Annotated in this window: 18 protein-coding genes; 9 read left to right on the top strand and 9 right to left on the bottom strand. The window is 61.7% G+C overall.

Features of this window, described 5'->3' with window-relative positions:
• Positions 1 to 6: 6 nt before the first annotated feature.
• Complete coding sequence (locus GTP45_RS28520; RefSeq protein WP_229258318.1) at positions 7 to 900, top strand: PEPxxWA-CTERM sorting domain-containing protein; 894 nt, start codon at positions 7 to 9, stop codon at positions 898 to 900.
• A gap of 27 nt (positions 901 to 927) precedes the next feature.
• On the top strand, positions 928 to 1,806 hold the full coding sequence (locus tag GTP45_RS03845) for a PEP-CTERM sorting domain-containing protein (protein ID WP_161012536.1): 879 nt from the start codon (positions 928 to 930) through the stop codon (positions 1,804 to 1,806).
• Here the strand turns inward: GTP45_RS03845 and GTP45_RS03840 are convergent.
• From GTP45_RS03840 to GTP45_RS03830, 3 genes are read right to left on the bottom strand one after another with little or no spacing between them, the layout of a single operon-like run.
• On the bottom strand, positions 1,803 to 2,654 hold the full coding sequence (locus GTP45_RS03840) for a sulfurtransferase (RefSeq protein WP_161012535.1): 852 nt from the start codon (positions 2,652 to 2,654) through the stop codon (positions 1,803 to 1,805). The genes GTP45_RS03845 and GTP45_RS03840 overlap by 4 nt on opposite strands.
• Before the next feature lie 11 nt (positions 2,655 to 2,665).
• The gene (locus tag GTP45_RS03835) at positions 2,666 to 3,589 is read right to left on the bottom strand and encodes a DMT family transporter (protein ID WP_161012534.1); all 924 of its coding nucleotides are present in this window, start codon (positions 3,587 to 3,589) and stop codon (positions 2,666 to 2,668) included.
• 9 nt (positions 3,590 to 3,598) lie between these two features.
• On the bottom strand, positions 3,599 to 4,699 hold the full coding sequence (locus GTP45_RS03830; protein WP_161012533.1) for an aromatic ring-hydroxylating oxygenase subunit alpha: 1,101 nt from the start codon (positions 4,697 to 4,699) through the stop codon (positions 3,599 to 3,601).
• A 230-nt stretch (positions 4,700 to 4,929) separates the two neighbouring features.
• Between GTP45_RS03830 and GTP45_RS03825 the strand changes: the two genes are divergently transcribed.
• The 4 genes from GTP45_RS03825 (at position 4,930) to GTP45_RS03810 (ending at position 8,785) form a co-directional block, all read left to right on the top strand.
• Positions 4,930 to 5,193 carry an exodeoxyribonuclease VII small subunit gene (locus GTP45_RS03825; RefSeq protein WP_161012532.1) on the top strand — a complete coding sequence of 88 codons (264 nt, stop codon included), beginning with the start codon at positions 4,930 to 4,932 and terminating at the stop codon, positions 5,191 to 5,193.
• Positions 5,190 to 6,080 (top strand): polyprenyl synthetase family protein, encoded by an 891-nt coding sequence (locus tag GTP45_RS03820; RefSeq protein ID WP_161012531.1) that lies wholly within the window; start codon positions 5,190 to 5,192, stop codon positions 6,078 to 6,080. Before GTP45_RS03825 ends, GTP45_RS03820 begins: the two co-directional genes overlap by 4 nt.
• On the top strand, positions 6,081 to 7,952 hold the full coding sequence (dxs, locus tag GTP45_RS03815) for a 1-deoxy-D-xylulose-5-phosphate synthase (protein WP_161012530.1): 1,872 nt from the start codon (positions 6,081 to 6,083) through the stop codon (positions 7,950 to 7,952).
• An 86-nt stretch (positions 7,953 to 8,038) separates the two neighbouring features.
• The gene (locus GTP45_RS03810) at positions 8,039 to 8,785 is read left to right on the top strand and encodes a M48 family metalloprotease (RefSeq protein ID WP_161012529.1); all 747 of its coding nucleotides are present in this window, start codon (positions 8,039 to 8,041) and stop codon (positions 8,783 to 8,785) included.
• On the opposite strand, the gene GTP45_RS03805 is transcribed toward GTP45_RS03810, so the two are convergent.
• Together GTP45_RS03805 and GTP45_RS03800 are read right to left on the bottom strand one after the other, a co-directional pair.
• A complete protein-coding gene (locus tag GTP45_RS03805; protein WP_161012528.1) occupies positions 8,786 to 9,340 on the bottom strand; it encodes a cob(I)yrinic acid a,c-diamide adenosyltransferase in 555 nt (184 codons plus the stop codon).
• Positions 9,341 to 9,346: 6 nt separating this feature from the next.
• Positions 9,347 to 9,904: a suppressor of fused domain protein gene (locus GTP45_RS03800; protein WP_161012527.1), complete on the bottom strand. Its 558-nt coding sequence runs from the start codon at positions 9,902 to 9,904 to the stop codon at positions 9,347 to 9,349.
• Positions 9,905 to 10,007: 103 nt separating this feature from the next.
• On the opposite strand from GTP45_RS03800, the gene GTP45_RS03795 reads away from it, so the two are divergent.
• The 3 genes from GTP45_RS03795 to glcF are packed head-to-tail and all read left to right on the top strand — an operon-like array spanning position 10,008 to position 13,763.
• Positions 10,008 to 11,486 carry an FAD-linked oxidase C-terminal domain-containing protein gene (locus GTP45_RS03795; RefSeq protein ID WP_161012526.1) on the top strand — a complete coding sequence of 493 codons (1,479 nt, stop codon included), beginning with the start codon at positions 10,008 to 10,010 and terminating at the stop codon, positions 11,484 to 11,486.
• 2 nt (positions 11,487 to 11,488) lie between these two features.
• On the top strand, positions 11,489 to 12,547 hold the full coding sequence (glcE, locus tag GTP45_RS03790) for a glycolate oxidase subunit GlcE (protein WP_161012525.1): 1,059 nt from the start codon (positions 11,489 to 11,491) through the stop codon (positions 12,545 to 12,547).
• Positions 12,537 to 13,763 carry a glycolate oxidase subunit GlcF gene (glcF, locus tag GTP45_RS03785; RefSeq protein WP_161012524.1) on the top strand — a complete coding sequence of 409 codons (1,227 nt, stop codon included), beginning with the start codon at positions 12,537 to 12,539 and terminating at the stop codon, positions 13,761 to 13,763. The genes glcE and glcF overlap by 11 nt, the downstream gene beginning before the upstream one ends.
• On the opposite strand, the gene GTP45_RS03780 is transcribed toward glcF, so the two are convergent.
• The 4 genes from GTP45_RS03780 to GTP45_RS03765 form a co-directional block, all read right to left on the bottom strand.
• Positions 13,755 to 16,250, bottom strand: a complete 2,496-nt coding sequence (locus GTP45_RS03780; RefSeq protein WP_229258317.1) for a putative bifunctional diguanylate cyclase/phosphodiesterase — start codon at positions 16,248 to 16,250, stop codon at positions 13,755 to 13,757. The genes glcF and GTP45_RS03780 overlap by 9 nt on opposite strands.
• 162 nt (positions 16,251 to 16,412) lie before the next feature.
• On the bottom strand, positions 16,413 to 16,898 hold the full coding sequence (locus tag GTP45_RS03775; RefSeq protein WP_161012522.1) for a glutathione peroxidase: 486 nt from the start codon (positions 16,896 to 16,898) through the stop codon (positions 16,413 to 16,415).
• A complete protein-coding gene (locus tag GTP45_RS03770; RefSeq protein WP_161012521.1) occupies positions 16,898 to 18,034 on the bottom strand; it encodes a PilT/PilU family type 4a pilus ATPase in 1,137 nt (378 codons plus the stop codon). Before GTP45_RS03770 ends, GTP45_RS03775 begins: the two co-directional genes overlap by 1 nt.
• Positions 18,035 to 18,043: 9 nt before the next feature.
• Positions 18,044 to 19,087, bottom strand: coding sequence for a type IV pilus twitching motility protein PilT (locus tag GTP45_RS03765; RefSeq protein ID WP_161012520.1), 1,044 nt, complete (start codon positions 19,085 to 19,087; stop codon positions 18,044 to 18,046).
• Positions 19,088 to 19,130: the final 43 nt, after the last annotated feature.

Here is a 19,130-nt window from a genome sequence, read left to right as displayed (position 1 = left end):
GGACCAATGAAACTCGTACGCAAAGCGCTGGTTGCCGCCTGTTTGGCGGCGGCCGCCGGCTCGGTATTTGCCGATGCCCAGAGCACCACAACGTTCGGCAATCTCAAGATCACGCTGATCGATCTCGACCCCAACGACGGCATTGCCGCCGGCATCAGCTTCCTGCCCGTCCCGCAAAAATTCGCCGACGGCGCCTTCCTCAGCGGCTCGGCGGTTACCTGGGTGACGCCGGATGGCTGGGAAGACCTGCATGCCCAGCACACGCAGAAGACCGGGGCCTGGGGTAGTTCCAGTGTCAGCACCGGGGTGCACACTGCGACCGCATCGATGTCCGCCAGCCTGACCGCCTCGGCGGATGGCCATGGCTTCGACGCGCTGAACGTGACCGGCGTGGCGCAGGCGACGCCGGGCCACCTCAGCTCTTTCAGGGGCGAGGTCAGGGTGCCCGTGTACGGCGCCGACCTGCGGTATTTCACCCTGTCGGCCAATACCCAGGTCGTGTTCTCGGTCGATGTTTCGATGGGCGTGAGCACCGGCTTCACGCCGGTTTCCGGGGAGTTGCGCAATGAAATGGCGTCGGCCTACGCTTCGCTGGAGGTGGCCGGGCTGGCTGCTGACGGCTACACCCAGCTGTTCGACCTGCAAGAGCACGAAATCAGCGTTGGTTATCCCGGCGACGCGATCCCGAGCGGTGGTTCGTCCAGCTGGAGCGGGGTGCTGTCGTCCAGCTTTAGCAACCTCGGCAGTGAGGAGACGCTGGGCGCGTTTACCACCTCTGCGCTCATCGAGGGCCAGTCGCTGATTTCGGCCGTGCCGGAGCCATCCACCTACGCCATGTTGCTCGGCGGCCTGGGACTGATCGGTGCGGCTGCGCGTCGCCGCCGCAATGTCGCGGCATAAACAAGTTTGCTTAATACAGGAGAAGTTATGAAGCGTCTCGCAATGCATACCTTGGTCGCCGGCTGCTTGGCCGCAGCCGTTGGCCAGGCGTCCGCCACTGCCGCCAGCAGTGCCATTACCAGCAATCTGAACATTACCCTGTTCGACCTGAATCCGACCGACAGCACGACCCCGTGGCTGAAGTTCGCGCCGAGCCAAGTGGCCACGGTGCACAACGACGCAGTGGGCGCGGGCGATGCGCTCGAGTCATACAGCAGCGACGACTACGCACCAGGGCCCAAGCGGGACGGCATGTTGACGGCCGGACTGACGACCGACTGGTCTTCCACCACCGGCTCGGTGGCCACGGCTGCCAACGCCGCGGGCTTCACGGCGATGTCCTCGCAAGGGATCGCGAATAGCGGGCTCGACGGTAGCGGCTCCTACCGCAACTTCATTGCCAACAGCAACGGCGGCCAGAATTTCTTCACGCTGTCGCCGATGACCAAGATCACCTTCAGCATGACGGCCGACTTGAAGGCGTTCACCAGCATGGGCTACAACCTCGACGCCGACATGGGGGAGTTCGCCATTGCGCGCAGCTTTTTGAACATCTCCGGCACGGTGAATGGCGTCGACCAGTTTGATTCGCAGGAGCAGGGCCTCTGGGTCTACTACAACGTCAACGACGACAACACGGTGTCGGGTGTGAGCGAGAGCTGGTCGGGTACCCTGGAGGTGTCGTTCTACAACTATGGCAGCACGGCAACCGACGTGCGGCTGCACGCCTTTGCCGGAACCGAGGGCCGGTCGGCGATATGGGACGGCGTGACGCCGGTGCCGGAACCATCCACCTACGGCATGATGCTGGGCGGGCTGGGGCTGCTCGGCGCCGCCGCGCGCCGCCATCGCAGCAAGGCGGTTTAAGCGCCGGTAGCGACTGGGCGGGTAGTGTCGGCGCACCACTCGCTCCACGAGCCAGGGTAGAGTGCCGCGCCCGGCAGGCCCGCCACTTCCAGCGCGAGCAGGTTGTGGCAGGCGGTCACGCCGGAGCCGCATTGCATGATGGCTTGCGATGGATCGGCAAACAGCGGCGCGAATTCGGCCTTCAGCTGCGCGGCGTCCTTGAAGCGGCCTTCTGCGGTCAGGTTGTCTTTGAAGAAGCGGTTCCTGGCACCGGGGATGTGGCCACCGACTGGATCGATGGTTTCGTTCTCGCCGCGATAGCGGTCGTTGGCGCGGGCGTCAATCACGGTGCGCGATTGGCTGTCGATATTGGCCAGCACCTCGTCCACCGATACCGTCGACACCAGCGAAGCTTTCTCGCTGATAGTGCCGGCCGGACGGCCTTCGGTTTGCGTCACCATGGACTGGCCGGCCGACTGCCACGCCACCAGGCCGCCATCCAATACCGCCACCGCCGGATGGCCGACCCAGCGCAGCAGCCACCACAAGCGCGCCGCGAACATGCCGCCGTGTGCGTCATAGGCCACCACTTGCGTGTCGTCGTTGATGCCCCATCCGCGCAGCGTTTCAATCAAGGCCGCGCGGCCCGGCAGCGGGTGACGGCCGAGGAACTTGCCATCCGCGCCCACCTTCGCGCCCGACAAATCCGTGTCCACATTGGCAAACTGCGCACCGGCGATATGGCCGATGGCGAAGCTGTCGCGCCCCGCGTTCGGATTCAGTAAATCGTGGCGGCAATCGAGGATGACCCACTTTGGATCATTCAGGTGCTGGGACAGGGTAAAGGCGTCGATCAGGGTAGTGTGCATGGACTGGTTCCTTAAACTTCGCTTGCGATAGGATCGGTATTGGCAATCGCCTTACCGCGTTCGGTGTTGCGGGTATTGTAGAACGTCGCGGCCATGCCCGACGCCAGGATGATGCCGATGCCCGCCCAGCTATGCCAGTCGAACACGTCGCCGAAAATGAACACGCCCCACACGCTGGAAAACACGATGCCGGTGTACTGGAGATTCGCCACCACCAACGTATTCCCCAGGCGGTAAGCACGCGTCATCGCAATCTGCGCGCTGGTGGCGCACACGCCGATGGCCAGCAACAGCAAGCCGCTGCGCCAGCTGCCAATCGGATGGAATACCGGGCCGTCGCTGCCGCCGGTGACAAACACGCCGACGATGCCGGCCACGAGATTCATCACGGTGAAGTAGAACACCACGCGGTTTTCCGGTTCGCCGGCCAGGCCCATTTTGCGAACCTGCATGTAGGCGGTGGCGGTAATCACGCTGGAACCCAGCGCGATCAGCGCCGGCGTCAATTGGTTGGCGTGGAAAGCAGGGCGCAGCAGCAGCGTCACGCCGACAAAGCTCAGGCCCACGGCCAGCAGCAGCGGCCACTTGATGTCGTTCTTGGCGTGCCACCAGCCCATCGCAAACAGCCACACGGCGATCCAGATCGGCGACATGTAATTGAGGGTCATGGCGGTAGCCAGCGGCAGCTGACCAATGGAGTAGTACCACAGCCACAGGGAGATCACGCCGATGATGCCGCGCCACAGGTGGGCGCCCGGCATGGCGGTGCGGAAGGTTTCGCCGGACAGCTTGATAATCGTGCCGAGGGTGATCACGCCGACCACGCCCCGGTACAAGACCAACTCGGATGTTGAGAACTCCACGGAAGCCAGCTTCACACAAACGCCCATGACGGCAAACATGAAACTGGCAAACAACATCCAAAGTGACTGCATTGTGCAACCTTATAAACTCATCTTACGTTGGTACCACTCGTGGAAGTGCTGCATGCCGTCTTCCATCGGTGATTGATACGGCCCGCCGTCCGTTTCGCCGCGCTCCATCAGGGCTTTGCGGCCGGCGTCCATGCGCTGGCCGATCTCGTCGTCCTCGATGCAGGTTTCCATGTAGGCGGCGCGTTCGGCCTCGATGAATTCCCGCTCGAACAGCACGATTTCTTCGGGATAGTAGAACTCCACCACGTTCTTGGTGCGGTTCGGGCCTTCCGGCCACAAGGTCGATACCACCAGCACGTGCGGATACCACTCGACCATGATGTTAGGGTAGAGCGTCAGCCAGATAGCGCCATACGGCGGCGGCTCGCCGCCGCGGAATTTCAGTACCTGCTCCTGCCAGTGCTTGTAGACTTCCGAGCCGGATTTTTGCAGGCCCTTGTGTACGCCCACGGTTTGCACGCTGTACTCGCGGCCGAATTCCCAGCGCAGATCGTCGCAGGTGACAAAGCTGCCGAGGCCCGGATGGAATGGCTCGACGTGATAATCCTCCAGATAGACTTCAATAAAAGTCTTCCAGTTGTAATCGCAGTTGTGCACTTCCACGTGATCGAGCATGTAGCCGCTGAAATCCAGATCCTTGGTGACCGACAGCTCGTTCAGCGCTTCCATGACGTTGTAGCCATTTTGCTCGAATAGCAAGCCATTCCAGCTTTGCAGCTGGGTCTTGGGCAGATTCAGGCAAGGCGTTTCAGGGAAGTGCGGCGCGCCGATCAACTCACCCTTGAGGTCATAAGTCCAGCGGTGCAGCGGGCAGACAATGTTGTTAGCATTGCCACGGCCATTGAACATCAGCGCTTGGCGATGGCGGCAGACATTGGACAATAGCTCCAGACCATTGGCGTTGCGCACCAGCATGCGGCCTTCGTTTTCGGCTGTCAGGGTGGCGTAATCGCCGACATTCGGCACCATCAGCTCATGCCCGACGTAGCGCGGGCCGGCTTTAAATAATTGCTGCATTTCGCGCTGCAGTAGCGCTTCGTCAAAATAGACGTTGACTGGAAGTTGCGCAGTTGGCCGCGCTAGCTTGGCGTGGGTACCCAGATCGGACATCCAAACCCCCCTTAATTAAAAATCAAACCAAGAAGAGACAGAATCCGTAAAGACGACCCGCATTCGAATGCGTTGAGGTGGTATTTAGGACAGAACCGGCGATTATACCGTCTTTTGCACAATTCGGGGGCGGGGCCGGCAATTGCGATAAAATCTAGTGTTGGGCTCTAATGTTCCACCGGATAAGGTGGTTTGCTCTAAAATATCGGGCTAAGATAACCGAGTGACCTATGTCTAAGAAATTAACTGCCGACGCGACCGCCGCCGCCCCAGCTCCCGCTTCGTTTGAAGAAGCGATGGCGGAACTGGCGCAACTGGTCGCCCAAATGGAAGCGGGTCAATTGCCGTTGGAAGCTTCGGTGGCCGCCTATGCACGCGGCTCGGAGCTGGTGAAATTCTGCGCCGCCCAGCTGGAAAAGGTGGAGTCGCAAGTCAAAGTATTGGAAGGCGAGATGCTTAAACCCTTCGTAGTCACCGGCGAGGGCGAGCAATGAACGCCGCCTTCGACGATTGGATGAAAACCGTGCAGGCCGGATCTGAAAACGATTTATCCGGTTTCCTGCCTGCTTCTGATGTGATCCCGGCCAAGCTGCACGACGCCATGCGCTATGCGCTGCTGGGCGGCGGCAAGCGCGTGCGCCCGCTGCTGGTGTACGCGGCCGGTGCGCTGTTCGGCGCCGACGCCGCCACCTTGAGCCGCGCGGCGGCCGCGGTGGAAATGATCCACGCTTACTCGCTGGTGCACGACGATATGCCGTGCATGGACGATGATGAACTGCGCCGCGGCAAACCAACCGTGCACGTGGCCTACGACGAAGCGACCGCGCTGCTGGTCGGCGACGCACTGCAGTCGCAGGCTTTCATGGTGTTGTCCGAGGCGACCGCTGTGCCGCCGGCGCGCGTGCTGGCGATGGTGCGCTTGCTGGCCACTGCATCCGGTTCGGCCGGCATGTGCGGCGGCCAGGCGATTGACCTCGATAGCGTCGGCATCAGTTTGACGCTGGAGCAGCTGGAGCAAATGCACCAGCTGAAAACCGGTGCTTTGCTGCGCGCCTCCGTGGTACTGGGCGCGCTGGCCGGCAAGGACTTGACCGAAGACGAATTGAACGGACTGAATGTCTACGCGCGCGCCATCGGCCTGGCGTTCCAGGTGGTGGACGATGTGCTCGACGCGACGGCCGATTCGGCCACGCTGGGCAAGACTGCCGGCAAGGACGCCGCCGATAACAAGCCGACCTATGTGTCGATCCTGGGTCTGGAACCATCGCGCGCACTGGCGGAAAAATTGCGGCTCGACGCGCACGCAGCGCTCGCGCCGTTTGGAGAAAAAGCTCTGCGATTACGCGAACTCGCGGATTTGATCGTGCAGCGGAAGGCTTAAATGAACTTGCTCGAAAAAATAGACTCACCGGCCGATGTACGCAAACTGGCGTACACCCAACTGACGCCGCTGGCGCACGAACTGCGCGCCTACCTGCTCGATTCCGTGTCCAAGACCGGCGGCCACTTGTCGTCCAATCTGGGCACGGTGGAATTGACGGTGGCGCTGCACTACGTGTTCAACACGCCGCACGACCGCATCGTGTGGGATGTGGGCCACCAGACCTACTCGCACAAGATCCTGACCGGCCGCCGCGAGCGCATGCACACGCTGCGCCAACTGGGCGGCATTTCGGGCTTCCCGAAACGCGACGAATCGGAATACGACACCTTCGGCACCGCGCACTCGTCGACCTCCATCTCGGCGGCGCTGGGCATGGCGCAAGCGGCCAAGATCAAGGGCGAGCATCGCCATGCGATCGCCGTGATCGGCGACGGCTCGATGACGGCCGGTATGGCGTTCGAGGCGCTGAATAACGCCGGCGTGCAGGAAGACGTGAATCTGCTGGTGATCTTGAACGACAACGATATGTCGATCTCGCCGCCGGTTGGTGCGTTGAACCGTTACCTGGCGCGCCTGATGTCTGGTAAGTTCTACGCCGCCGCCAAGAACGTCGGCAAGTCGGTGCTGCCTGCGCCGGTACTGGAACTGGCGAAGAAACTGGAAGAACATGCCAAAGGCATGGTGGTTCCGGCCACCATGTTCGAAGAATTCGGCTTTAACTACATCGGCCCTATCGACGGCCACGATCTGGATTCGCTGATCCCGACGCTGCAAAACATCAAGCAGCTGAAAGGCCCGCAATTCCTGCACGTGGTGACCAAGAAGGGCCAGGGTTACAAGCTGGCCGAGGCCGAGCCGATTCTGTATCACGGCACCGGCAAGTTCAATCCTGCGGAAGGCATCAAGCCTGCTGCTGCGCCGTCGAAGAAAACCTACACTGAAGTATTCGGCGATTGGCTGTGCGATATGGCGGCTGCGGACAAGAAGCTGGTCGGCATTACGCCGGCCATGCGCGAAGGTTCGGGCATGGTGCGCTTCGATCAGGAATACCCGGATCGCTACTTCGACGTCGGCATCGCCGAGCAGCACTCGGTGACTTTCGGCGCGGGCTTGGCCTGTGAAGGAATGAAACCGGTGGTGGCGATTTACTCGACCTTCCTGCAACGCGCTTACGATCAGCTGATTCACGACGTGGCGCTGCAAAATCTGGACGTGACCTTTGCGCTGGATCGCGCAGGCCTGGTGGGTGCGGACGGCGCGACCCACGCCGGTAACTACGATCTGGCTTACCTGCGCTGCATCCCGAATATGGTGGTGATGGCTGCGTCGGACGAAAACGAATGCCGTCAAATGCTGACCACCGGCTACCACTACAACGGCCCGGCAGCGATTCGCTATCCACGCGGCGCAGGCGTTGGCGCGGCGATTTCGAAGGAACTGACGTCGATTGAAATCGGCAAGGGCGAAATCAAGCGCACCGGCCAGAAGATCGCCATCCTGGCCTTCGGTTCGATGGTGGCGCCTTCCGTGGCGGCCGGCGAAACGCTGAACGCCACTGTCGCCAATATGCGTTTCGTCAAGCCGCTGGACGTGGAACTGGTCAGGCAGCTGGCCGCCGATCACGATTACTTCGTGACTGTCGAAGAGGGTTGCATCATGGGTGGCGCCGGCGCTGCCGTGGCGGAAGCGCTGGCGGCGGAAGGCATCGTCAAACCGGTGCTGATGCTTGGCCTGCCGGACAAATTCATCGACCACGGCGACCCGTCCAAGCTGCTGGCCAGCGTGGGCCTGGATGCCGCCGGCATCACCGCTTCGATCAAACAGCGCTATGCTGGCGACGAGCCCCGGCTTGTTGTGAATAACGCCTAAAAAAACCGCCTTCGGGCGGTTTTTTCTTGCCTGCTCCCGGTTCGTGTCCTACATTGATATAAACAGTTTATGCCGTTTATATCGCCATGGATGCCCCCGTAGCTATCTTTGCCGGTTTGCTGCTTGCCTGCGGCTCAGTGTGCGCGCAGGTGCCGGAATCTGGCCGGACGCAGGAACTGCGCTTCAGCGCGGACGAGGTAGATGCCCGCATGGAGGATCGCTATATCGACCGCACGGTCGGTCTGGCGGCGGCAGGGCGGCTGGATGAAGACCGTGCGCTATTGGCGCGGCTGCGCTACATCAGCGCGGAGTTGATCCGCGCCGCTGTTGAGCTGAAGCCGGAAGCGGCGCAGTGGCAGTGGGAAGTGCATACCACCAGCGATCCCGAGGTGGACGCCATCTGCATGGCAGGCGGGAAAATCCTGGTCGGCAGCGCCTTCGTGCATCAATTGGACTTGACGGATGGCGAGCTGGCGACGCTGCTCGGGCACGAGGTGGCCCACGTGGTGGCGGAACATCATCGTGAAACCTTCTCCGAGGCGATGCTGCTGAACCGCTTGCCGGTGGTGCCGCTCGATGTGGTGATGGCGCGGCTGGACAGCGACCTGTCGCTGCAAATCCGCTTGTCCAAATTATCCAGCATGCAGGAGTCGGAAGCCGATCATTTAGGCATGGTGCTGGTGCATCGCGCCGGCTGGGCGGCGCAGGATATGGTCAGTTTTTATCGCAAGCTTGCAGCGAGCGAGCAATCGGCGCTGGTGTCCAGTGCTTATCCGGCCACCGCCTCGCGTCTCAGCATGGCGCAAGGGATGGCGCGGCTGTTCGGCGAGTGATTAGCCGCGCTTGCGCTCGTGCTGCCACAGCACGTCGCTGCCGCCGGCGTAGCGGTTCAACACGCGCGACAGCACAAACAGCAAATCCGACAAGCGGTTCACATATTGGCGCGGATGCTCGTGGATGGTCTCCGCTTTGCCCAGCGTGACAATCGCCCGTTCGGCACGGCGGCACACGGTGCGGCAGACGTGCGCCTGCGACGCCGCGCGCGAGCCGGCAGGCAGAATGAATTCCGTCAGTGCCGGCAAGGTGGCGTTGTACTTGGCCAGCAATGCGTCCAGGCGTTCTACGTGCGCCTCCATGATCATCTGGTAGCCAGGGATGCACAACTCGCCGCCCAGATCGAACAGATCGTGCTGGATGCTGACCAGTTCTTCGCGCAGGTCGGCCGGCATGTCCTCGCACAGCAGCAGGCCGAGATGCGAATTCAGCTCGTCCACCTCGCCGATGGCGGTAATGCGGACGCTGTCCTTGTCGGTGCGGCTGCCGTCACCGAGGCCGGTGGTGCCGCCGTCGCCGGTGCGGGTAGCGATTTTCGAGAGTCGGTTGCCCATGATGGATCAGCCCTTCGGTGCGATGCTGGCGCGGCGCGGATTGTAAGGATCGAAGCCCGGCGTATTCCAGAATTCCTGGATGCCCTTGGATTCGTACATCGGCACTTCCTCATCGTACATCGGGAACAGGCCGGCCAGGAAGATGGTGCGGTCGGGCAGTTCGAACTTGATCTGCTCTTCGTTCATGAACTGCGGACGGTAGACGAAGCAGGCGTTCATGGCGCTGTCCTTGGACATCGGCTGGTCGATCTTGAACGACGCCTGGTAGTGGAACGAGCTATCGTTAAAAAACGACTGCGCGATGTAGGCGGCGGCGCTGCCCCAGCCGGTGTCGGTGGTGTGCAGCGTGAAGCTCAGTTCCGGCTTGCCGTTCACCCAGTTCGGGTGGTTGGCGTTGGACAGGCCTGCGGTGACAGCGGTGAGCATGCCTTGGGCCGGGAAATCCTGAAAATAGTAGATCAGCATGCGCGGCAGGTTAGCCAGCGCCACTTGGCCGATCTTGGCCTGCACGCCGAACCGTTCTTCCAGCGCGAGGAGCCAAGCTTGTTCGAAATTGTGTTCCATAACTCTGTTCCAGTAAGTGAAGTAGCTGCGCCCGAAAGAATACAACAAATCAGCGTTTGTGCTTACAATCGTGTCTCAATCTGTGTTTTCAGGCGCGTAACCCATGAACACTATTTCTGATCCTGGCGCTCGGCGGGAAGCCGTGGCGGCGGCGTTGCAGCGGGTGCTGCCGGCGCGGGCCGTGCTGTCGGCGGTGGAGGATACTCGCCCCTACGAATGCGACGGACTTGCCGCGTATCGCCAGTTGCCGATGATCGTGGTGCTGCCCGATAGCGAAGAGCAGGTAGTGGCGGTGCTGGCCGTTTGCCGTGAACTTGGCGTGCCCGTGGTGCCGCGCGGTGCGGGCACTGGCCTCTCCGGCGGTGCGATGCCGATTGCAGATGGCGTGGTGCTGTCGACCGCGCGCCTCAATCGCATTTTGCGCATGGATGCGTATTCGCGAACGGCGATGGTGCAGCCGGGCGTGCGCAACCTGGCGATCTCGGAAGCGGCGGCGCAGTATGGCTTGTACTATGCACCCGATCCATCGTCCCAGATCGCATGCACCATCGGCGGCAACGTGGCCGAGAACTCTGGCGGCGTGCATTGCCTGAAGTACGGCCTGACGGTGCACAACGTGCTGCGCGTGCGCATGGTGACTATCGATGGCGAGGTGGTGGAACTGGGCAGCGAGGGGCTGGATGCGCCGGGGCTCGATCTGCTGTCGGTGTTTATCGGCTCCGAGGGCATGCTGGGCATCGTCACCGAGGTGACGGTGAAGCTGGTGCCAAAGCCGGCCACCGCGCGCGTGATCATGGCCTCGTTTGACGAGGTGGTGAAGGGCTGCCACGCGGTTGCCGCGCTGATCGCTGCCGGCATTATCCCGGCTGGTCTGGAGATGATGGATCAGACTTCCTCGCGCATGGTGGAGCCGTTCGTCAAAGCTGGCTATGACACCGAGGCCGCCGCGATTCTGCTGTGCGAAGCCGATGGCACGATCGAGGAAGTGGAAGAGGAAATCGCCCGCATGACGGCGGTGCTGAACACTGCGGGCGCGATTGCCATCGCGGTGTCGCAGTCGGAAGCGGAGCGCCTGAAGTTTTGGTCGGGCCGCAAGAATGCCTTCCCGGCTGCCGGCCGCATTTCGCCCGATTACTACTGCATGGACGGCACCATCCCGCGCAAGCGCCTGGGCGAAGTGTTGTCCGGCATCGCGGCGATGGAGGTCAAGTATGGCCTGCGCTGCGCCAATGTATTTCATGCGGGTGACGGCAATCTTCATCCGCTGATTCTGTTCAACGCGAATATCCCGGACGAGTTTCATCGCGCCGAAGCGTTTGGCGCGGAGATTCTCGCGCTATGCGTGGAAGTCGGCGGCACCATCACCGGCGAACATGGCGTCGGCATCGAGAAGATCGATTCGATGTGCGTGCAGTTCAAGCCTTCCGAGTTGGCGGCGTTCTTCTCCGTCAAGCGCAGTTTTGATCCGGCCAGCTTGCTCAATCCCGACAAGGCGATTCCCACGCTGAACCGCTGTGCTGAATTCGGCAAGATGCAAGTCAGTGGCGGTGCGCTGCCGTTCCCCAACCTTCCTCGTTTTTGACGATGACCATATACGACGAATTTGCTGACCGCATTCGCGCTGCCAAGGTGCCGTTGCGCATACGTGGCGGCGGCACCAAGGACTGGTACGGACAAGCGTTGCAAGGCGAGGTGCTGGACACGCGCGTTAATAGCGGCGTCATTTCCTACGAGCCGACGGAGCTGGTGATCACGGCGCGCTGCGGCACGCCGCTGGCGGAGATTGAGGCGCTGCTGGCGCAGCATAGTCAGATGCTGGCGTTTGAGCCGCCGCGCTTTGGCCCTGAGTCGACGATAGGCGGCGTGGTGGCGAGTGCGCTTTCCGGCCCGCGCCGTGCCAGTGCTGGTGCGGTGCGCGACTTTGTGCTCGGTGCGGTGTTGATGGATGGCCGTGGCGAGGTGCTGCGCTTCGGCGGACAGGTAATGAAGAACGTGGCCGGTTATGACGTATCGCGTTTGTTGGCTGGTTCGCTGGGCACGCTGGGACTGATACTGGAGGTGTCGCTCAAGGTACTGCCGGTGCCGTTGCGCCAAGCCAGCTTGCGGTTTGAGATGAGCGAGATTGACGCGTTAACGCGGCTCAATGAATGGGCCGGGCAGCCGTTGCCGTTATCGGCCAGCTGCTGGCACAGCGGCGTGCTGTCGCTGCGTTTGTCCGGTGCGGATGCGGCGGTGGTTGCGGCACAGCGCAAGCTTGGCGGGCAGGTGTTGGCGGATGCCGAGGCAGCGGCGTTCTGGACTTCCTTGCGCGATCAGACGCACGGCTACTTCAACGGCGGCACGTTGTGGCGCATGTCGGTGCCGTCGCACGCCAGCGCGATTATTTTGCGTGGCGAGCAGTTGATCGAGTGGGGCGGTGCGCAGCGTTGGCTTAAGGTGGAGGATGATGGCGAGGAGCGCGCGGCTGCGATACGGCGCACGGTCGCTGCGGCGGGCGGCCATGCGACGCTGTTCCGTGGCGGGGATAAAAGCGTCGGCGTGTTTCATCCGCTGGCGCCGGCAGTGGCGAAAATCCATGAGCGGCTAAAGCAGTCGTTTGATCCGGCAGGCATCTTCAATCCGGGGCGCATGTATGCAGACTAATCTCGCTGACTTCATCAAGCACACGCGCGAAGGCGAAGAGGCCGAAGCGATCTTGCGCGCTTGCGTGCACTGCGGTTTTTGCACGGCCACTTGTCCGACCTACCAGCTGCTGGGCGACGAATTGGATGGGCCGCGTGGCCGCATCTATCTGATCAAGCAGGTACTCGAAGGCGCAGAAGTCACTGCCAAGACGCAGACGCACCTGGATCGCTGTCTCACTTGCCGCAACTGCGAAACCACCTGTCCGTCCGGCGTGAAGTATGGCCGCTTGGTCGATATTGGCCGCAAGGTGGTGGAGGAGCGCGTACAGCGCCCGCTCGGTGAGCGCGTCAAGCGCAAGGTGCTGGCGGAGGGCTTGCCAAACAAGGCATTGTTTGGCGCGGCGCTAAGGGCAGGGCAGATGGTGCGGCCGTTGTTATCGCCAGCCTTGCAGGACAAGATGCCGCAGCGGCAGAACGCAGGGGTGTGGCCGACGCGCGAACATGCGCGCAAGATGCTGGTGCTGGACGGCTGCGCGCAGCCTGCCATGGCGCCCAATATCAATGCCGCCACCGCGCGCGTGCTCGATGCGCTGGGCGTGCAATTGATCGTCGCTCCGAAAGCGGGCTGCTGCGGCGCGGTGCGTCACCATCTCAACGAGCAGGCAGAAGCGCTGGACGATATGCGCCGCAATATCGACGCGTGGTGGCCATACCTGGAACAAGGCGCGGTCGAGGCCATCGTGATGACGGCATCGGGCTGTGGCGTCACGGTGAAGGAATATGGCCACCTGCTGGCGCATGACAGCGCGTATGCGGCGAAGGCTGCGCGCATTTCGGCGCTGACGAAAGACCTCAGTGAAATCATGCCGCAGTTCGAGGCCGAACTGGCGCAGCGCGTGCGCGTCGGCGCGGTAGGCCGCGTGGCCTACCATCCTCCCTGCACGCTGCAACACGGCCAGCAAATACGCGGCAAGGTCGAAGGCGTGCTGCGTGCAGTTGGCGTCGACGTGGTGCTGTGCGCCGACAGCCATCTATGCTGCGGCTCGGCCGGCACCTACTCGCTGCTGCAACCGGAACTGTCGCTGCAACTGCGCGACCGCAAGCTGGCCAGCCTTGAAGACACCGGTGCAAAAACCATCGTCTCCGCCAATGTCGGCTGCACCGCGCACCTGCAATCTGGCACAGAAACGCCGGTACTGCACTGGATCGAATTGATAGACCGCGCTTTAAATTAAGGCCAACTGCGAAGTGCCGCCGGCCGGATCGCCGTGCAGACTGACGATAGGCGGCAGAACGGCGGCCGCCTGCCACACGGCGGCCGTATCAAAGCTGGCCACCCACGACAACACATCATCCGCCGGCATCGGCCGCGCAATGCCGTAGCCCTGCGCTAGGTCGCAGCCAAGGCGCATCAGCATCGCGCCATGCTCAATGGTTTCCACGCCTTCCGCAATCACGCCTAAACCGAACGAGCGCGCCAGCCCGATTACCGCGCTAACCAAATGCAGATCGTCCCGATCCACCAGCATATTGCGCACGAAGCTCTGATCGATCTTCAGCATGTCCGCCGGCAGGCGCTTCAAATACGACATTGACGAATAGCCCGTGCCAAAATCATCGAGCGCAAAGCTGATGCCCAGCGCCTGGCAATCGAGCATGATGCTGCGCACATGCGCGATATCGCTGAGCGCCGACGATTCCAATATCTCCAGCTCCAGCATATGCGGCGGTACATCAGGGAACTCGCCCAGTATCGTCTTCAAGCGCTCGACAAAATCGTGGCGCTGGAAATGGCGCGCCGCGATATTTACGCTGATAACCCACGCCGGATCAAACGCCCGCCACGACTGCAACTGCCGCAACGCTTCGCGCAGCACCCATTCGCCGATATCGACGATCACATCGCTGTGCTCCACGATCGGCAGGAAATCGCCTGGTGAAATCGTGCCGCGCAGCGGATGCTCCCAGCGCAGCAGCGCCTCCATGCCGATGATGCGGCCCTTGCGCATATCGAGCTTGGGCTGGTAGTACAGCACCAGCTCATTGGCGCGCACCGCATTCCACACCTCGGTGCGGCGGTTGTGGTGCGTGCGCACCTGCTCATCGAGATCCGCATCGAAAAAGTGATAGCGGTTGCGGCCCGTGATCTTGGCCTGATACAGCGCTTGATCCGCATGGCGCAGCAAGCTGTCCGCACTGATATCGCTGCCGGTATAAACCGCGATGCCGGCGCTGGCGGACATGCTGACCGCCTTGCCTTCGCAGATGTAATCGCGCGCCAGCGCCGTCATCAACTTGCTCATGGCGTAATCGATGGCGGCGCGGTCATCCAGCTCCGGCAGCAGCAGGACGAATTCGTCGCCGCCCAGGCGCGCCACGTAGTGACGCTGGCCGGCAAAATCGTGCAAGCGGCTGGCGGCCTGCTTTAAAACCTCATCGCCCACGGCTTGGCCCAGTGACTGGTTCACATGCTGGAAGTGATCGAGGTCGAACAGGCAGACGGCCAGCAGATAGTTATGCTCGCGCGCGCGTTCCACTTCCTGCTCGAAGCGCTGCGCCAGCGCACTGCGGTTGGGCAGGCCGGTGAGGATGTCGTGATTGCTCTGCCACGAAATCTGCTGCATCAGCTGGCGGCGCTCCGTCACGTCGCGGAACACCAGCACCGAGCCTTGCACCTCGCCGCGTGCCGTGCGGATGGCGTTGGCGGTGTACTCCACGGTGCAGGTTTGTCCCATGCGATTGCGCAGGCTTTGATTGCCAACCTTGACCACTTCGCCACCGGCATAAATCGCCTTCATCGCTTTCAGCAGCGAGTGCTGGCCGAAGTTATTCGCCAACACAAACACCTGGTGCAGCTCCATGCCGCGCGCACGCGACTCCGCCCAGCCGGTCAACTGCTGCGCGGCTTCGTTGATGGTCTCAATGCGGCCGGTCATATCGGTGGTGATGACCGCATCGCCGATGGAAGTCAGCGTGACTTCAATGCGATCCTTCTCCACCTGTAGCTGCTGCTGCGCCAGCAGGGTGCGCGTCAGCTGTGCACTGAGATCGTTCTGGCTTTGCTGTAGCTTGTAGACCAGCGCCTGCACGCGCTGCGCCATGTTGTTGAAGGTGGAGGCCAGCATGCGCGCCTCCAGCGTGCCGCTGACCGGCAGGCGCACATCGTGATCGCCGTTCTGAAAGCGGTTGGTCGCTTCGGTCAAACGGCGCAGCATGCGCTTGTTGACGAAGATGATAATCCCCAGCAACGTGTAAATGATGGTGATGTTTGCCAGCGTGATGATCGCTTGCCGGTGCACGGCGCGCCACACCTGCTCCAGTGGCCGCGTCGGTTCAAAGCTCAGCGCCAGCGTGGCGGCGCCAAGATTGATGTTGTAGTTGGCCGGCGTGATGGCGCTAAAGCGCGGGAACCACGCCGGATAGGTTGGTTCGGCGTGCGCAGTGCGTAGCGCCTCGAGATGGCCGCCGGCGTAATCGAGCCGCGCCGCCGCGAGGTCGGCGTTCAGCAGCAGGGCGGAGGACAGCGTCGCGTCAAGGCTGCCGCGATCAGGCGTGCTCAGAGCCGGTTGCAGCGTCTTGCGCAGATGCGCGCCTAGTTCGGCGGCGTCGCTCTTGTAGCGCGCCTGCGCATAGCTGGTTTCCGACTCCAGCATCAGGTGATAGCGCACCACCACCACGACCGCGATGATCACGAAAATGGGCAGGAACAGCCGGGAGTACATCCCCATCCCTAACCACCGCGATACAAGTTTTCCCCACAAGGACATAGGCAACTGATTTGAAAGGAACCAAAGTCCATTATTACTTAAAAGTTAAACTTTTTGATGTTTTTTGGAAAACGTTTTCGAAATTTTCCGCTTGTCGTGGACATTTTGTTGCGGCAATTATTCGGCCAGCAGCTTTTCGATGTCGGCAATCAGCTCTTCCGGCTTGGTGGTGGGGGCGTAGCGGTTGTAGACGGTGCCGTCCTTGCGGATCAGGAACTTGGTGAAATTCCACTTGATGCCCTCGGTGCCGAGAATGCCGGGCGCGTCCTTCTTCAGCTTTTGAAACAGCGGGTGGGCGTTGTCGCCATTGACGTCGATCTTGGCGAACAGCGGGAAGGTGACGCCGTAATTCTTCTCGCAGAAGGCGCCAATTTCCTCGGCCTGGCCCGGTTCCTGCGCGCCGAACTGGTTGCACGGGAAGCCCAGCACTTCCACGCCCTTGTCCTTGAACTGCTGGTAGACCGCTTCCAGGCCCTTGTATTGCGGCGTGAAGCCGCACTTGCTGGCGGTATTGACGATCAACAGCACCTTGCCTTTGTACTGGGCAAGGCTGACGGGCTGGCCGGACAGGCTGTCGGCGGAGAGGTCGAAAATAGTGCTCATTAAACGATTCCTAAATGTTCGGTGCCGGCCGACAGGTCGCGGTTTTTCGCGGCCTTGCCTTCCAGCTTGATGGCGAGGCGCAGGTCGTTGACCGAGTCGGCGTTGCGCAGGGCGTCTTCGTAGGTGATGAGGTCGGCTTCGTGCAGGTCGAACAGGGACTGGTCGAAGGTCTGCATGCCGAGCTCGCGGGATTTCTTCATCAGCTCTTTAATTTCGTGGACTTGGCCCTTGAAGATCAGGTCGGAAATCAGCGGCGAATTGAGCATGATTTCGATGGCGACCGCGCGGCCCTTGGATTCCTTCTTCGGAATCAGGCGCTGCGAAATCATGCCGCGCAGGTTGAGCGACAAGTCCATCAGCAGTTGGGCGCGGCGCTCTTCAGGGAAGAAGTTGATGATGCGGTCGAGCGCCTGGTTGGAGCTGTTGGCGTGCAAGGTGGCCAGGCACAGGTGGCCGGTTTCGGCAAAGGCAATCGCGTGATCCATGGTTTCGCGGTCGCGGATCTCGCCGATCTGGATCACGTCGGGCGCCTGGCGCAGCGTGTTTTTCAGCGCCACTTCCCAGTCCTCGGTATCGACCCCGACTTCGCGCTGGGTGACGATGCAATTCTTGTGCGGGTGGACGTACTCGACCGGATCTTCAATCGTGATGATGTGGCCGTAGCTGTTCTCGTTGCGGTAGCCGAGCATGGCGGCCAGCGTGGTCGACTTGCCGGAGCCGGTGGCGCCGACCATGATCACCAGGCCGCGCTTGGACATCACCACATCCTTGAGCACCTCGGGCAGGCCGAGGTCTTCCAGTTTCGGGATTTCCGAGGTGATGGTCCGCAGCACCATGCCGACCGAGCTCATCTGCACAAACGCGGAGACGCGGAAGCGGCCGATGTCGCCGGGGCTGATGGCGAAGTTGGCCTCCTTGGTCAGCTCGAAATTGGCGGCCTGCTTATCGTTCATGATCGAGCGGGCGAGGTCGAGCGTGTGGGCCGAGGTCAGCACCTGCGACGAGACCGGCGTCATCTTGCCGTCGATTTTGATGGCGGGCGGGAAGCCGGCGGTGATGAACAAGTCCGAGCCCTTCTTGGCCAGCATCAGGCGCAGCAGGTCGAACATGAATTTAGAGGCCTGGTCGCGTTCCATGGTGAATCCTTAGCCGGGGAAGTTTTCCGGGGTTTTGGCGGCGTTGCGGGCGGCGGCAGCGCTGATGATGTTGCGGCGAACCAGGTCGGTCAGGTTCTGATCCAGCGTCTGCATGCCGACGCCGCTGCCGGTCTGGATCGCCGAGTACATCTGCGCTACTTTCGCTTCGCGGATCAGGTTGCGGATGGCCGGTGTCGCCACCATGATTTCGTGCGCGGCCACGCGGCCGGCGCCGTCCTTGGTTTTCAAGAGGGTCTGCGAGATCACCGCTTGCAGCGACTCCGACAGCATGGCGCGCACCATTTCCTTTTCATCGGCCGGGAACACGTCGACGATACGGTCAATGGTCTTGGCCGCCGACGAGGTGTGCAGGGTGCCGAACACCAGGTGGCCGGTCTCGGCGGCCGACAGCGCCAGGCGGATGGTTTCCAGATCGCGTAGTTCGCCGACGAGGATGGCGTCCGGGTCTTCGCGCAGCGCCGAGCGCAGCGCGTTGTTGAACGACAGCGTGTGCGGCCCCACCTCGCGCTGGTTGATCAGGCATTTCTTGGATTCGTGCACGAATTCGATCGGGTCTTCGATCGTCAGGATGTGGCCGTATTCGTTTTCGTTGAGGTGATTGACCATCGCCGCCAGCGTGGTCGATTTGCCGGAGCCGGTCGGGCCGGTCACCAGCACCAGTCCGCGCGGCTTGAGCGCAAACTCGGCAAAAATCTTTGGCGCGTTCAGGTCTTCCAGGCTGAGGATTTTGGACGGAATGGTCCGCAGCACCGCCGAGGCGCCGCGCTCCTGGTTGTAGGCGTTGACGCGGAAGCGCGCCAGGCCGGGAATCGCAAACGAGAAGTCGATCTCCAGCATTTCCTCGTACACCTTGCGCTGGCCGTCGTTCATGATGTCATAGATCATGCCGTGCACGTCCTTGTGCTCCAGCGGCGGCAGGTTGATGCGGCGGACATCGCCGTGCACCCGGATCATCGGCGGCAGACCGGCCGACAGGTGCAAGTCCGAGGCTTTGTTCTTGACAGAGAATGCGAGTAGTTCGGAGATGTCCATTTATAATCCCTGCTTTAGTGGCCGGTTTAACGTTTTTTACTCA

The organism is Duganella rivi (genome assembly GCF_009857435.1).
Taxonomy (GTDB): Bacteria; Pseudomonadota; Gammaproteobacteria; order Burkholderiales; family Burkholderiaceae_D; genus Rugamonas; species Rugamonas rivi.
Note: the sequence above shows the minus strand (reverse complement) of the source record. Positions and strands in the feature narration are given on the sequence as shown.

Excerpts from the sequence above, each read along its gene's own strand:
- GTP45_RS28520 (WP_229258318.1), top strand. The coding sequence starts at position 7 with ATGAAACTCGTACGCAAAGCGCTGGTTGCCGCCTGTTTGGCGGCGGCC.
- GTP45_RS03845 (WP_161012536.1), top strand. The coding sequence starts at position 928 with ATGAAGCGTCTCGCAATGCATACCTTGGTCGCCGGCTGCTTGGCCGCA.
- GTP45_RS03840 (WP_161012535.1), bottom strand. The coding sequence starts at position 2,654 with ATGCACACTACCCTGATCGACGCCTTTACCCTGTCCCAGCACCTGAAT.
- GTP45_RS03835 (WP_161012534.1), bottom strand. The coding sequence starts at position 3,589 with ATGCAGTCACTTTGGATGTTGTTTGCCAGTTTCATGTTTGCCGTCATG.
- GTP45_RS03830 (WP_161012533.1), bottom strand. The coding sequence starts at position 4,699 with ATGTCCGATCTGGGTACCCACGCCAAGCTAGCGCGGCCAACTGCGCAA.
- GTP45_RS03825 (WP_161012532.1), top strand. The coding sequence starts at position 4,930 with ATGTCTAAGAAATTAACTGCCGACGCGACCGCCGCCGCCCCAGCTCCC.
- GTP45_RS03820 (WP_161012531.1), top strand. The coding sequence starts at position 5,190 with ATGAACGCCGCCTTCGACGATTGGATGAAAACCGTGCAGGCCGGATCT.
- dxs (WP_161012530.1), top strand. The coding sequence starts at position 6,081 with ATGAACTTGCTCGAAAAAATAGACTCACCGGCCGATGTACGCAAACTG.
- GTP45_RS03810 (WP_161012529.1), top strand. The coding sequence starts at position 8,039 with ATGGATGCCCCCGTAGCTATCTTTGCCGGTTTGCTGCTTGCCTGCGGC.
- GTP45_RS03805 (WP_161012528.1), bottom strand. The coding sequence starts at position 9,340 with ATGGGCAACCGACTCTCGAAAATCGCTACCCGCACCGGCGACGGCGGC.
- GTP45_RS03800 (WP_161012527.1), bottom strand. The coding sequence starts at position 9,904 with ATGGAACACAATTTCGAACAAGCTTGGCTCCTCGCGCTGGAAGAACGG.
- GTP45_RS03795 (WP_161012526.1), top strand. The coding sequence starts at position 10,008 with ATGAACACTATTTCTGATCCTGGCGCTCGGCGGGAAGCCGTGGCGGCG.
- glcE (WP_161012525.1), top strand. The coding sequence starts at position 11,489 with ATGACCATATACGACGAATTTGCTGACCGCATTCGCGCTGCCAAGGTG.
- glcF (WP_161012524.1), top strand. The coding sequence starts at position 12,537 with ATGCAGACTAATCTCGCTGACTTCATCAAGCACACGCGCGAAGGCGAA.
- GTP45_RS03780 (WP_229258317.1), bottom strand. The coding sequence starts at position 16,250 with ATGTACTCCCGGCTGTTCCTGCCCATTTTCGTGATCATCGCGGTCGTG.
- GTP45_RS03775 (WP_161012522.1), bottom strand. The coding sequence starts at position 16,898 with ATGAGCACTATTTTCGACCTCTCCGCCGACAGCCTGTCCGGCCAGCCC.
- GTP45_RS03770 (WP_161012521.1), bottom strand. The coding sequence starts at position 18,034 with ATGGAACGCGACCAGGCCTCTAAATTCATGTTCGACCTGCTGCGCCTG.
- GTP45_RS03765 (WP_161012520.1), bottom strand. The coding sequence starts at position 19,087 with ATGGACATCTCCGAACTACTCGCATTCTCTGTCAAGAACAAAGCCTCG.